The sequence below is a fragment of the Helicobacter sp. T3_23-1056 genome (assembly GCF_053654535.1).
Genome location: NZ_JBSIUU010000020.1, coordinates 1 through 13,902, shown reverse-complemented (window position 1 = coordinate 13,902; position 13,902 = coordinate 1). Strand labels below are relative to the sequence as shown.

11 protein-coding genes and 1 pseudogene are annotated in these 13,902 nt (G+C 38.3%); 9 read left to right on the top strand and 3 right to left on the bottom strand.

Going from position 1 to position 13,902, the window contains the following annotated elements; translation table 11 throughout:
- Positions 1-307 precede the first annotated feature (307 nt).
- The 8 genes and pseudogenes from ACWIUO_RS10060 to ACWIUO_RS10025 all read left to right on the top strand — a co-directional run bounded on the left by ACWIUO_RS10060 (position 308) and on the right by ACWIUO_RS10025 (position 8,400).
- Positions 308-919, top strand: coding sequence for a phosphatase PAP2 family protein (locus ACWIUO_RS10060; protein WP_454177766.1), 612 nt, complete (start codon positions 308-310; stop codon positions 917-919).
- 117 nt (positions 920-1,036) lie between these two features.
- Positions 1,037-3,022 (top strand): annotated as a pseudogene (locus ACWIUO_RS10055) (M3 family oligoendopeptidase); the annotation flags it as partial.
- Between the two features lie 161 nt (positions 3,023-3,183).
- On the top strand, positions 3,184-3,720 hold the full coding sequence (locus tag ACWIUO_RS10050) for a hypothetical protein (RefSeq protein ID WP_454172197.1): 537 nt from the start codon (positions 3,184-3,186) through the stop codon (positions 3,718-3,720).
- Between the two features lie 15 nt (positions 3,721-3,735).
- Positions 3,736-4,812, top strand: coding sequence for a glycosyltransferase family 9 protein (locus tag ACWIUO_RS10045; protein WP_454177765.1), 1,077 nt, complete (start codon positions 3,736-3,738; stop codon positions 4,810-4,812).
- Positions 4,785-4,973, top strand: a complete 189-nt coding sequence (locus tag ACWIUO_RS10040) for a hypothetical protein (protein ID WP_454177764.1) — start codon at positions 4,785-4,787, stop codon at positions 4,971-4,973. Before ACWIUO_RS10045 ends, ACWIUO_RS10040 begins: the two co-directional genes overlap by 28 nt.
- Positions 4,974-5,115: 142 nt before the next feature.
- Positions 5,116-6,903 carry a DUF5644 domain-containing protein gene (locus ACWIUO_RS10035; protein WP_454177763.1) on the top strand — a complete coding sequence of 596 codons (1,788 nt, stop codon included), beginning with the start codon at positions 5,116-5,118 and terminating at the stop codon, positions 6,901-6,903.
- 64 nt (positions 6,904-6,967) lie between these two features.
- Positions 6,968-7,285, top strand: a complete 318-nt coding sequence (locus tag ACWIUO_RS10030; RefSeq protein WP_454172191.1) for a hypothetical protein — start codon at positions 6,968-6,970, stop codon at positions 7,283-7,285.
- An 89-nt stretch (positions 7,286-7,374) separates the two neighbouring features.
- Positions 7,375-8,400 carry a hypothetical protein gene (locus ACWIUO_RS10025; RefSeq protein WP_454177762.1) on the top strand — a complete coding sequence of 342 codons (1,026 nt, stop codon included), beginning with the start codon at positions 7,375-7,377 and terminating at the stop codon, positions 8,398-8,400.
- Positions 8,401-8,418: 18 nt separating this feature from the next.
- On the opposite strand, the gene ACWIUO_RS10020 is transcribed toward ACWIUO_RS10025, so the two are convergent.
- Genes ACWIUO_RS10020 through ACWIUO_RS10010 form a run of 3 tightly spaced genes read right to left on the bottom strand, consistent with a single transcriptional unit; the run spans position 8,419 to position 13,031 of the window.
- On the bottom strand, positions 8,419-9,645 hold the full coding sequence (locus ACWIUO_RS10020; RefSeq protein WP_454177761.1) for a ChaN family lipoprotein: 1,227 nt from the start codon (positions 9,643-9,645) through the stop codon (positions 8,419-8,421).
- A gap of 39 nt (positions 9,646-9,684) precedes the next feature.
- Positions 9,685-10,467, bottom strand: a complete 783-nt coding sequence (locus ACWIUO_RS10015; RefSeq protein ID WP_454177760.1) for an energy transducer TonB family protein — start codon at positions 10,465-10,467, stop codon at positions 9,685-9,687.
- A gap of 44 nt (positions 10,468-10,511) precedes the next feature.
- Positions 10,512-13,031, bottom strand: coding sequence for a TonB-dependent receptor domain-containing protein (locus tag ACWIUO_RS10010; protein ID WP_454177759.1), 2,520 nt, complete (start codon positions 13,029-13,031; stop codon positions 10,512-10,514).
- Between the two features lie 365 nt (positions 13,032-13,396).
- Between ACWIUO_RS10010 and ACWIUO_RS10005 the strand changes: the two genes are divergently transcribed.
- Positions 13,397-13,902: hypothetical protein (locus ACWIUO_RS10005; RefSeq protein WP_454177758.1), on the top strand; the 506-nt coding region annotated here is incomplete at its 3' end.

The following is a 13,902-nucleotide window of genomic DNA, read 5'->3' as shown; positions in this document are numbered from 1 at the left end:
TTTAAGAATATTTAGCAGTTTTTTTATCGCCTTGCAACTACAAAAATCAAGCATTATAAAGCAGATTTGTAAAATAAATGTGAATTGTAAAACTTATTTGCAAAATTTGCTTTTTATAGATTTTAGCCACACAAAAGCACAAAAAGCACAAAAACACAAAACGCACAAAGCACATTTAGCATATTTGATATTTTTATCATAAAGATTTTATAGATTTTGCTACAATTTTGGATTCTTATGCAGGACAAATCATTCGCAAGCCATACACAAATCAAAAATCAAAGCAAAAAAACTAAAAAGGCAAGAAATGAAGCTAACAACTCCGCTAAATCCCCTAAAATCCATAAAATCACTCTTTGTTTTTATCGCTTTTTCCCTCTGTGCCACTACCACAAACGCAAAAAGCGATTTTGAAAGGCTAGGAGATGTGCTGACTTTAGCTCCTGTGGGCGTGCTAATCGTAAGCGTGGGGATAAAAGACTATGAAGGTGCATTGCAACTAACCGCTGGCTCTCTACTCACGCAGGGCATCATCGAAGTGGTAAAGCGAAGTTTTGAGCTAGCACACAAAAACGGAAATAGCGTAGGTTTTGCCAAACGCCCCTGCTGTGATGACTACAAAGGAATGCCAAGCGGACACGCGGGAGGTGCTTTTAGTGCGGCGGGATTTGTTTTTTATCGCTATGGTTGGAAGCCTGCTTTGCCACTTATTGGGCTAGGGATTTTGACCGATGCTTCGCGTGTGTATGCGCATAAACATTCTGTGTGGCAGGTGCTTGTGGGGAGTGCGATAGGCTGGGGCGTAGCGTGGGGGCTTACCACGCGCTACAAACCACGCAAACTACTAATCACGCCCGAAATAAGCACAGACATCGCAGGCAAGGGCGTATATGGCGTAAATGTCGCGTATAGTTGGTAAATGTGATGCGGTAAATTTAACCGTATAATAATGTCGTTTAACCAAGTATTTGCTTTGTGCTTGCTACAATAATGCTTCATCAAAATCTTGCAAAATCTTACAAAATAAGGATTTCGTATGCCTACCACAAATAAAACAAACAAAACAAACAAAACCACCAAAACCCCAAAAAATGCCAATACAAAAACAAAATCCACCCAAAAAACCACACCTAGCAAAGCCACGCAAAGAGCGCGAATTTATAAGATTCCAAAGCTACCAAAACTCCCAAAAGATTCTACAAAAAAACCAACGCTAAATCTAAAAAAAGATATTAAACATAAATGGAATCTATCCGCGCTTTTTACGCATAAAGAGGATTTGGCTAGCTTTAGCAAGCAGACAAAAAAGCTAGCATTAGATTTTGAGTCAAGGCATAAAGGCAGGCTACATAAGCTATCTTCGGAGGATTTTGCTAGTGCATTATCGCGCTATGAATCCCTCATAGAGAGAATCGAGCGCGTGCTAACTTATGCGTTTTTGGTATTTGCAGAGGATACGAGCAAGGGGGATTTTTATGCCAAATATGAGCTAGAATCTAGCGAGATTTATGAGCATTTGGTATTTTTTGAGCTAGAGTTTTGCGACATAGATTTGGCTAAAATCAAAAAATTTATCGCAAAATCCAAAAAATACGCCTTTTATCTCCAAAATCTATTAGTCAAAAAATCCCACAAACTAGATTTAAGCGCGGAAAAAGCATTGATTGCGACTTCTAGCGTGGGGGTTAGTGCGTTTAGCAGGCTTTTTGATGAGCATCTAGCTAGCCTAAAAATCGGCGCAAAAAAACAAAGCGAAGAAGAAATCCTAGCCCTGCTTCATAGCCCCAAACGCAAAGTGCGCGAAAAAGCCCAAGCAGATTTTAGTAAAAGTTTGCAAGAATCTACCCCGCTTCTTACCTACATATTAAATATGGTTCGCAAAGATTTAGCCATACAAACGCGCCTTCGCAACTACCCAAACAAAGAGAGTTTCCGCCATATCAGCAACCAAATCACCCAAAAAAGCGTGGATTCTATGATGAAATGCGTAAATGCAAATTTTCATCTTGTCCATAGCTACTACACGCTAAAATCTAGCATTTTAGGCTTTGGCTTAAAAGACTATGATAGATACGCGCCCATTTTTGCAGAATCTAGCACAAAACAATCTAGCACCAAATCCCCAAAATCAAAAACCCAAAATCCTGCCGTTTCTAGCACCATCTCTTACACGCAAGCCCTAAATCAAGTCATACTAAGCTATGAAAAATTTAGCCCTGATTTTGCCAAAATCACGCGCAGGGCAATCAAAGAAGGCTGGGTTAGCTCCCACCCCACGCCAAACAAACGAGGCGGGGCGTTTAGCCACGGAGCTACGCCAAAGGCACACCCATTTGTCTTGCTAAATTGGACGGGAAATAGGCGAGATGCCTTTACCATAGCGCACGAGTTTGGGCATATGATACACCAAGAGCTAAGCAAAAATGTCGGCACGCTAAACCACGACACCCCACTTACCACCGCAGAGACTGCCTCTGTGTTTGGCGAAATGCTATTTTTTGACTACCTAAAAAAAGAACTAAAAAACAAAAACGCAAACACCGAGCTACTCCAAATCTACGCAGGCAAGCTAGAGGATATTTTTTCTACCCTCTTTCGTCAAGTCGTGATGACAAATTTTGAGCGCGCTATCCACGCCAAAGATGGCGAGCTAAAAGCGGAGGATTTTGACAAAATCTGGCAAGAACAAAACGCAAAAATGTTTGGCAAAAGCCTAAATCTAAGCCAAAATTATGCGCGGTGGTGGAGCTATATCCCTCACTTTATCCACTCGCCATTTTATTGCTATGCTTACTCTTATGGACAGCTTCTTGTGCTAGCACTTTTTGGGCTATATAAAAGCGGGAAATGCAAAAATTTCATCGAAATCTACACGCGATTTTTGTCCGCAGGTGGGAGCAAAAGCCCTAGTGAGCTAGTGGGGGATTTTGGATTTGATATAGAATCTAGCGCGTTTTGGGACATCGGCATAAAAGAAGTGCAAAATCTTATTTGGGAGTTTTACACCCTATGCAAAGAGCAAGGCATAAAAGTCCCAAAAAGCGCGGAATATTCGCTAGTAAATGTCCGCAAAAAATCAACCAAAATCCCAAAATCTAGCAAAACAAAAACAGACAAAACAAGCAAATTCACACAAAAACTATCAGCCAAAAAAGCAAAATCTAGCAAGCAAAAAGGCACAAAATGAATTCTACTGCGGAATTTAATGGAATCTATAATGCCTTTTGCGCAAGGCTTATAGAGTTTTTTAAGCAAAAGGGGCAGTTTTTTTCTATCGTGTGTGATATGGAGAGGGTTAGCTTTGAGCCGCCTTTGAGCGAGGAAGTGCTAAAAGGCTTTGGCTCTGGGGTAAAATTTGCTATTGCGTATGATACATTTGAGAGTTTGGAAATCTTTAGCGATGGTTTGCACCCGTTGCAAAATGACGGATATGTGCATTTTGCGGCGGGATTTGGCAGTGATAATGTAGTAAGCAAAGTCAGCGTAGAGATTCGCGGAATCTATCAAATCACCACAAACAACACGCAAGATATGGAAGTCGTGGCATTTATGAGGCTTGATGCTAAGCAGGTTTTTTCACAAGAAAAACTCCAAGCAGAAGAACAGCTAGCCGACATAAAAGAGCTAAATAGCGATGAGCTAGACTCGCTAAAAGCGATTATCTCTAGTGATGAAAATCTAGAGCTACTAAAAAGCCTAAAATCCTCGCTAAAAAAATAGCAAAATCTAACAGCTATGTCAAAGCAACACAAAGACATAAAAGTCGGCCTTATCTGCATAGGGGAGGGCATAGGCGATACGATAATCTCTAGCAAGGCTTTGTTTGTAGCAAAAGAGATTTTTGGTGCAAAATGCGTGCTATTTGGCGCAAAAATTGCGCAAAATCTATGCAAAGATTTTAGTTTTATCGATGAGATAGTCATTTTGCCAAATATCAAACAAGGCTACATACTAAATGAATATGAGGACAAAAATCCACACATTTGTGAGAAAAAATACCAAAAAACCACCCAAGAGATAGCACAATACAAAAAGCAAGAGCAAAATCTAATAAATGAGTTTAACAAGCATAGCTTAGATTATCTAATCATAGGCTCTCCTAGAGCGCGAAATATCAAGCTAGCAAAAGCCACAAATGCCAAAAAAATCTTTTGCGCTCTAAAGTTTGATAGTCTTTTTTCACTAAAGTGCAAGACTTTGCCTGTGTATGCTATCAAAAGCTATCAAACAAAATCATTTGAAGAGATTTTGTGCCTGTTTGTGCGGCTTATAAATCCTAAAATCTATGATGAAAAAATCTCTAGCCTAGATTTTAGCTCCTCTGCTATGAGACTCCGCACAAATCCCACTCACAAGCAATATATAAACGAGTTTTTAGCAAAATCTACCCCACAAATCTTATCAAAGCAAAATCTAGCCAATCAAAACAATAAAAAGCACATAGTGATGATAAATCCTTTTAGTGTAAGCGGGGATTCTAGCCTAAGCATAAATGGGTTTTTTGAGATTATTGCTTCAATTTGCAATAAATATAAAAACTCCATAGCCTTAGTGGCGACTTATCCCAAAGTCCATCACGATTTTTTGCAGGCTAAAGCTGAATATGAAAAACACACAATGCTAGAAAATCTAGTGATTTTCCCAAATAATGATGATATTTTTAACATAGTAGAGCTTTTATCCCGCGCCACTTGCCTTATAAGCCCTAGCACAGGGACTGCCCATCTAGCCGCAAATGTAGGGATTCCTACTATCGCTTTATATGGCAAAAAAGATATGAATCGTTGGTTACTAGGGGGGGGGGACACATAAACGCTAGCTACACAAAAGCTAGCTATATTGTCTTAGAGCAAAATCTAGCTACACTATGCCAAAATCAAACCCTAGAAAAGCAGTATATAAGCAAGGTGCTAGAGTCCCTAGATGAGGTTTTAGAGGTGGCTAGCCCAAAAGTAGCAATATTTTCAAAATAGCAACGATTTAGTGTTTTTTGGTAAAATGATTTTTTTAGGCGTTATTTAGATTTTGCATTTTAGAATCTTAGCTTAGATTTTGGTGTGGGATTTTATAAGCTAAAATCTAAGAGGGCAAAAATGCTAGAAAAAGGAATAAAATATGAGCATAATACAAAGCACAAAGGCGTTAGATACATTTGCGATAGGCACTTTGAGGGCAGAGATTTTTTGCTTTGATGCAAGAGTGGATTATGAATTTTATTTCAAAAAATGCGAGATTACTTGCACAAAAGCAAAGCCAAGTGTGGGGCAAATATCAACCAATCAAAATCTAAGTGAAATGCTAGATTTTATCTCTAGCGCGCACAATATCGCTGTGTATCAACACTTGCCAAAAGGTGGCAAAATCTTTGACAATCTAGCAAATGACTCTAAAAAAACCTCCCCAAATATCGCCCTAAAAATCAATGGCATAGCCCTGCTAGGTGATGAAAAAATAGGCGAGCTTTTGGAGCGATTTGGGCTAGAGTGGCGCATAGAGCCATTATGCACGCGCTTTGTGGAAAAAGACTTGCGACTTGATGTAGAAGCGATGAAATCTTGCTATGATGAGATTTTAAGCAAATGGTGTTTTTTAAGCGATGAGGAGAAAGACAAAATCTATGAGTTTTTGCCGCTAAATGCGATAAATGAGCGCGGGGATAAATACATAGGCGATGGATTTTTGCTTTTTACGCATTATGTCGCAAAAAATCATAAAGAGCATTTAGGCAAAATCCTAGAAACAATCAGCGATAAAGAAAATGGCGTGCTTAACTACTCAAGTATCCAAAATCTACTCTACAAGCAAAATCCACAAATCGATATGGATATAGAATGGCTAATAAGCGCGCTTTTATCGCAGAAATCTTACGCTCCAATGCTTCAAAATCTAATCAAAACAAGTAAAAACTACATAAATCATCAAAAAGATTTTATAGATTTTTTAGATTCTAATGTCTTGCTAGAATCTAAAAATGTGGATAAAAAAGAGATAAAATATATGCTTTTTGATGGCTACCACACGCGCTATACAAAGCAATCTAGCCAGCTTATCGCCTCTTGTGAAAAGCTATGTGAGAGGCTATCTATCCCGCTTAGCAAAAAAGATGGCGTTTCTTTTGTGTATAATGGCGGGCATTTTGCAAGGATTTATGATTTGCATTTGTTTATAGAGCGCACGGTCTGCAATGTCCTGCAAGCAATGGCAAAAGGACATACGCTCTTATTTGGGGATTATGCGAGTTTTTGTGAGGCAAAATTTGCCCTTGAGATGAACCTTATACTATACGCGCTAAAAAATGCAAAATCTAGCGACACAAAAAGCGAAAAAATACTTGACGCACAAAAACTTGCCAAGTCTTTGCTTGAGGTGCAAAATCTAATCAATCAGCACGAAAAAAAAGACGCATTGCAAGCGTGGCTAAAGCAAGAACCTATCGCATATATCGGGGATTTGCTAGAGGGGCATTTAGATAGCTTAGATTTTGACACAAGCGCGAAAAAAAATAGCTTGCCAAAAACGCTTAATATGGTCGCATACACGCCAAATGCCACCTCTACGCTAGAATCTAGGCTAGGCAACACTAGCTATTTGACAAAGCTAACGCACACCATAAATACGCTAAATGCAAAAAGTGCCACTAAGATAGATTTGCTAGATATTATCTCGCAGGATTTTTCGCATTTAGATGTCCTAGATATGCAGTGCCATTCTTATTTAGAAGAATCTGCTAGAATACGATTTTTTGGAATCGATTTGGGTGCTGATGCGTTGCTTGTAGATAGCGTAGAGCAATGTTATATATTTGATACAAAAGTGCGTCAAAGTGCCAAAGCATACAATCGCGATATAGATAGCACAAATGCTATGTTTTTGCCTAGCCTTGCTTTACGCCTTTTGACATAGCGTGATTTGCTAAAGTTTTCATAACTCACAAAACACACAAAAGCGCAGTCAAGGAAAGTGCAAAATGAAGCTTTTTATCAAAATCTTTATCGCATCATTTATCGCGGCTTGTTGGAATTGGATAGCACCAAATTCTGGCGATGTAACCGTTACGCTTTTTATCTTTGTGCTAGCGGTGCTGATGATGAATCCTGTGAAGTTTCAATCCCCTGAAAAACGAGAGGAATATATCCAAAAACTCCGCGAGAAAAAAGAACAAAAGCTAGCCATAGCACGCAAACAGCAAGAGGAAAAAGCGCGACTAAAAAAAGAAAAATTTGAGCGAGAAGAACAAGAAAAAAAAGAGCTAAAAGAAAGAGTCAAAAGCAACAGAGGATTTTAGACTATGTGCTAGGGCTAAATGCTAACAAACAAAATCTAAACCCAAAACAACCACACAAACAACTACAAACAAAACTAAAGGAAAAAGAAATGATGAGTTTTTTGCTACTGATAATCGCTGGAGTGGTGATATACTACCTCTACAATACTTTTGAAGAATACCTAAAAAATCCCCACAACCCCCCAACAAAGCAAAAAGAAAAGCAAGAATACGAACCCCCAAAAGACAATCCCTACTCCCTTCCCACGCCAAAGGACAAGCTAGCAAACTCGTATGCGGGTGCTAGCATCGGTATGCTAAATGCTCTTTTGCAAGCAGGTATCAACCCAAGTGCAAAATCCCCTAGCCTTTTGCAAACTATTCTTATCCATAACTTTATCAAACAGCTAAATTTGCAAGATTCCCAAGAAAATATGCTAAGAAATATGCTAAAAGGCGTAGATTTTAGCACGCTAGAATCTAGCACAAAAAGCACAGCAAATACAGCGCAAGATTCTTTAGATTCTAATTTAGATTCTAGTAAGGCGCAAAATTCTAGCGTTACTATCGTTACTAGCGATTCAAAAGAGGGCGATTATTTTATACAAATAGATTCCCCCCAAGATGAAAAGCCAATCTCCGACCTAGCCCAAGTGTTTTTAGACAATACTTATGGCGAGTATAAAAAAAGGCTACATTTTGTGGGATTTGCGCTAATGCTAGCGTGGAGCGACAAAGAATTAAACGAAAAAGAACAAGATGTGATTTTGGATATTGCAGCATTTTTGCAGCTAGAAAACGCCGAATTTAACGAGCTATATGAGAGCTTTGAATCGCGCTTTGGCAAAAAAGATAAGGCAAATGAGCTAAAAGAGCTAAATGAATCAAATAAAGCGGACAAAAGCCAAGCACAAAGCGACAAAGCAAATATAGATTCTAAAAAGCTACTTGATACATATACAAAAGATTTAGAAAACGAAGCGAGGCAAAGCGAAATCTCATTGCAAGACGCATATCAAAACATAGCCCAAAAACTATATGCCAAATCCCAAAAAAATGGCGAGCCACAAGTAGAACTACTAGAAAAACTCATAGCACTTGATAGCGCGTATAATGCCAAACATAGCAAAATCTAAAAAACATCAAACCAAAATCTACCTAAACACCAAAATATAATCATAATGGCTTAAAATCTTTTGCCTATGCTTTTTAGATTTTAGGTGTCTTTCCTTTTGCATTCCCACGCTTATTACCTTTTTTGTCCGTAGCGTATTTTGTGGGTTTAGCGACTTATTAGACGCTTCAAAATCCGCGATATGAAGCGGAACCCCAAATGTCTTTGTGATATGATAATTACCCGCTAGTAAAATCGCAAAATATGGCGAGTGAAATAGCTTATCTGCCATTCGTCTATCTTTATATTGTTGGATTTCTGTTAGCTTTTTTAGCAGGTTTTCATCGTTTGTTTTGTGGGATTTTGAGATGATTTTGCTTATGTTTTCTTTTGCGTCTTTGGTGGTGGATAGATGTCCTTTTAGCTCTTGTGCACCTTTGTAAATCGTGCTTATTTCCTCGCGCGATAGATTGCCAGCGACTATCTCAAAACTACGCGAATAAAACACATATTCTAAAATATCTTTATATTGTTTATAGTCCCACTTCCCCCAGCCAAGCGCGCTTTTTAGATGTTCTTTTTGGATTTTTTCTTTGTGTGCGCTAGCCTCATCTATGTGTTTGGCAGAATCACTTCCTAGCATTTCTAGCACGATAGATACGCGCTTAGCACATTTTGGATTTTGCCCCAAATCACTTGAGCCTAAAAATCGCGCCTCTAATGCTTGTATGATTAGTAGTTGGGCTTTGTGGTGGGATTTTTCATCGTGCTTTTCGCCTAGCAGTAGAATATCCGCTTTTGAGATAGCGTTTATAAAATCTGCAAATGAGAGATTTTCATTTGGATTTTGCGTAGAGATGATAGAAGCGCGTAAATTTGCAAAATTTGATTCTATGTTTTTTGTCAAATCTTGCAAGCTAGCAAAATCGTTTTGGCTAGCCAAAATCTGTGGTGTATTTTGGTGGCTTTGCGCGCTACTTTCCGCGATTTTTGATACGACATTTTGACTATGTGCGACATTATTTTCCGCGCTAGATTCTATATTGCAGGGCGAGATTATGCGCTGTGTGTTAGATGCGTTTTTGGCAAATGGCTTATGACAGCCTTGCGATAAGACACATAGACAAAAAAGACTTGCGACAACATAGCGTTGTATTTTTGGGCAAATTGATATTTTTTGGCAGGTTGATATTTGTTGGCAAAATGATATTTGTTTGTGGGTTGGTAGTTTTTGGTGGCTTTGTCTTGCTTTATATAGTCTATCCATCATCACTCCTTAATTATGATAATTTGTCGCGTATTATGCCTATTTTTTGTAATCTTTAAGCGAATATGCAAGCGGGAGAGAAAAAGTCAATTTATTGCCTTTAAGCATTTCTTTTGGAGGTTTGGGAAGCGGATTTGCCCTATCTATGAGGGCTAAAACTTCGCTATTTAGAGAATCAAAAGCACATTTTTGCTTTATTGCTTTTGTTAGCACAAAGCCATTTTCATCAACTTGTATGCTAACTACAATAATGCCCTCTTGCCCTCTTGCAAAGGCTAAACTAGGATATTGCTTAAAGCGATTGATATGGGCTGCAAGCAAACCTTGATAGCTTATTTTATCATTAGAACTAGCCCCCATAGCAGTGGTGGTTACTGTGTCATTTTGTGCTTCCTTTGGCGTGCTAGCATAGGAATCTTTTTGCGTAGAGTTAGTCAAATCTTGTGAGAGGATAGATTGCGCACTTGCTTGGCTGTCGTTATGCGTATTTTCCTTGCTATTTTTATCATTGTTTGGCATCTCTTTATGGTTTTTTGGATAAGTGGTTGTTAGGAAATTTTTGTCGGATTTTTGCTTTTGTGTGTCGTTAGATTCTATCGATTTTGTCGCATTGATAGATACTTCTTGAAATCTACCAATAGGCAGTGTATAAAGCATTGTCATAGAAGTGTTATTTTGGGCTAATGGCGCATCAGTGCCACTTTCAATCAAGCGAGTTTGCCTAGCCTCATTTAAGAAAAATAATGCAAACAAGCCAATATGTGCGCTAGATGATAATAAAAAGCCTATAAAGTTTCCTAAAATTGCTTTATGTTTTGGCATTTTTTACCCTGCTTTTGTTCGCTCTTATTTGGCTAGTTTTTGACTTAAAATTTAAGTTGCACGCTTGCAAGAAATGTCCTACCTCGCGCAGAATTATTAAACAAATAAATCGTATCGCCACTTGCATTATATCCGTATTGTCCGCTTGAATTATACGCATTTAGCGCGTCTAGGTAGTTTTTATCTAGCAGATTTTGCACTTCAAATTTTAAGCTTATGTATGCAAAAGGCGTGTAAGTCATATATAAATCCCAAATGGTAGGGATTTTTGGCAAATCTTGTAATGGTGGCTGAGTGTAGGTTTGGTTGCCCTCTGGCCCGACTAAATCACTATGGCTTGTGCTATCTGGCAATACACGCCTTGCTTTGCCTGTGTATTTGATAATGCTACCAATGACAAATTTTTGATTAAAAAATCTAGCCCCAAAATCAATGGTGGCATAATCTATCGGCAACACCGAATAACGCGAATATCCAAAACCTTGAAATTCCCCCATACTCGTATAGCTAACAGGCTGGCTAGATTTTTGCCACGAATAACTCATACGCGTAAAAAAATACTTGCTATCATATTTTGCCTCTAGCTCAAAACCATAAAATGTCGCTAATTCCGTAGAATTTATAAACATTATCATATTATCAGTTGTGAAAAAAGATTCGCTATAAATATAGTCTTTTACCCGCGTGTAATAACCTAAAATCTTATATCCTAAGCTATCTTTTAGATTTTGATTTTTAAAAATTACACCCTCTTTGAATCCATTAAAGCCATATTGATAAGTCATAGCTTTTTCTGGTTTTAAGAACGGATTTACCGCATTTCCTGCGTTATTTGAGAAAAACATCTCTTGGACATTTGGTGCGCGAGAGCTAGCAGACACGCTTATAAATGGCATAAAATAATCGTGGATTTTCGCACTTATCGTTCCACTAGCGTTAAAATTGAATCCGCCTTTTTTAATCGTGCTAGCATTCTTTGGAAAACAAGTGATATTTACTTCATCACAAGCCCCTCTATGTCCTATCAAATCCCACCTTAACCCACTTAAGTTAAAATCTATTCCAAGGATTTTATAGCTTAGATTATTGTCCGCATACACGGTAAATAGATTTTGCAAGCCCTTAGGCTGAAAGGGGACAGATTCTGCACCTACATAATCGCTTAGGGTTAGATTATGTGAATATTGATTGATTAAGTCATTTATGCCGAGTGTTAGTTGATAATGTAGATTTTGGGTAAATGCAAATTCTAGAGTATTTTGGACTTGAAGTGTGATTGCGCTATTTTTAGAAGTCTTGCCTGCAATGGCACTTGAAGAATTAAAACTTGCATTTGGATTATATTTTTGCCTACCATAATTATACGCAAAAAGCGCGGAAAAATTGATATAAGGGCTATGTGGCGTATATGTGTAGTCTAGCTGGTAGCTATCATTATCTATATTTCTACCTGCTAATGAATTAAGATATTTGCGATACGAAAATAGGATTTTATGATTTTGGTTTGGCTCATAGCTTGATTTTAGCAAAATCCCTTGAGGCATTTGAGTAAGAGTGCTTGGGTTAAATGGTGTTAGGTTATCTATCTCGCCATCACCATCTGTATCTGCATTTTGGTCGCCTATCTTGCCTCCGCCACCGATGCGATAATTCTGCGTGATTTTTTTAAAACTATATCCTAGTAAAAAACCAAAGTTATTGGATTGTTTTTTGGTTTTTAGCCCACCTGCAATCATTATGCTTGGTCCTACGCCATTGCTACCATAGGATATTTTGCTTAACGCACCAACGGATATATTGCGATATGTGTGCTTCTCATCAGCTACATCTTCTATGCCTATGGTTTTAAAATTTGCGCTACCCATTAGTGAATTGCCACCGCTAGCCCCGCTAACGCTACCACGCGACACATCAACGCTAATCAAAAAACTAGAATCTATGGGCGCACCAAATGAACTTGTGCTTGTGCCATTCTCTCCATAATGAACTCTTGCATTATCACTCGAAGTGCCAAAGAAAGTTTGAGAGACGCCATCAATCATTGTATTTACCCGCCCAAATCCTGTTGTGCCACGAATATTTACCGATACCGTGCCTTGTGATTGGTCAGTGTTGGTATATGTCCCTGCCATAGAGTGCACGACAGAATCTATGCTTTGCGTGCTATCTATGTATGCTTGGCTACTAGCCTTAGATTCTAAAAATGGCTTATTGCTGGGTGCTATTTTATTGGCAGATACATCAATGGTATCAAAAGTGATTTCGTCTTGGGTTTCATCAAAGTGATTTAGATATTGGGATTGTGAAGGTTGCGTGGGTTGGGTTGTTTGAGATGGTTGAGGTATGTTGCTAGATTCATCGATATTATTATTTTTCCCCCCCCCCGTATTAACATTCATAGTAGCATTTATAGAATCTACATTTGTGTTAGTGTTTGTTGTATTGGCATTTACAGCACTTACGCCCAAACTTATGCCAGCGAAAAATACCAAAATCAAAGCGATTTTATGTAAATTGATTTTTGTTAAAAATAGCGAAAAAAATCGCATTTTATTACTTCGCATTTTTTACCTTTTTAATATTTGGAGTAACCTAAAAAATAGATTTAGTGGCGAATTGTAAAACGAGTAAGTAAATATTTTAACAAAAATGCGTGTGATTCTTATAAGTTACCAAAATAGAATCTATAATGATAAAAGATAGTAATGCCATAAAAGATAAAAACTTAAAATAAAATAGGCAAAAAGATTCAATATTGGATTCTAGTTTGCACATAAAAAGATAGCAACATAACCAAATCCAAGCAAAAATGCAAAAATTACATTGAAATCTAGTATTTTAGATATAATCGCACTTTTATGATTTTTAGCACGATTATTTAGCGATAATCCCCCTTGCATACAAAAAATAACAATAAAAAAGCGATAAAATGAAAATCTTTTATATATTTCTAGCAAGCATAATTTTAAGCGCGTTTTTCTCTCTAGCAAGCGCAGCGTGTGGCACGCCAAGACTTACTTGCACAGGTGCAAACAACACGGGACATTGTATCATCACGGGCACAGGCTGGCTAACGCTAAATCAAAGTATGAATGCAGATTCCCTCACAATCGCACAAGAGCCAAACGCGGATTGCTCACTTTTGCTATCTTTCCCGCAAGGTAGCAACAATACCATTGGCAATCTTATCATCGCTAGAAACGGGGGCACTAGCAATGGCGCGGCACTTATTTTGTCTTTGCTACGCACCGTCTCTGGTAGCCTAACCATCACAAATGTAACCTCAAATCTCACAAATCCGCTAGGGGTTAGGCTAGATGTGGGGTTTAACCTAGTCAATCAAGATGGCACAGGTGGCGTATCTGTAACCCTCCCAAATGGACAAACCATAAACAAAGCTGGAAACCCCTCTATGGGTGGCTCAAACTCTGGCAA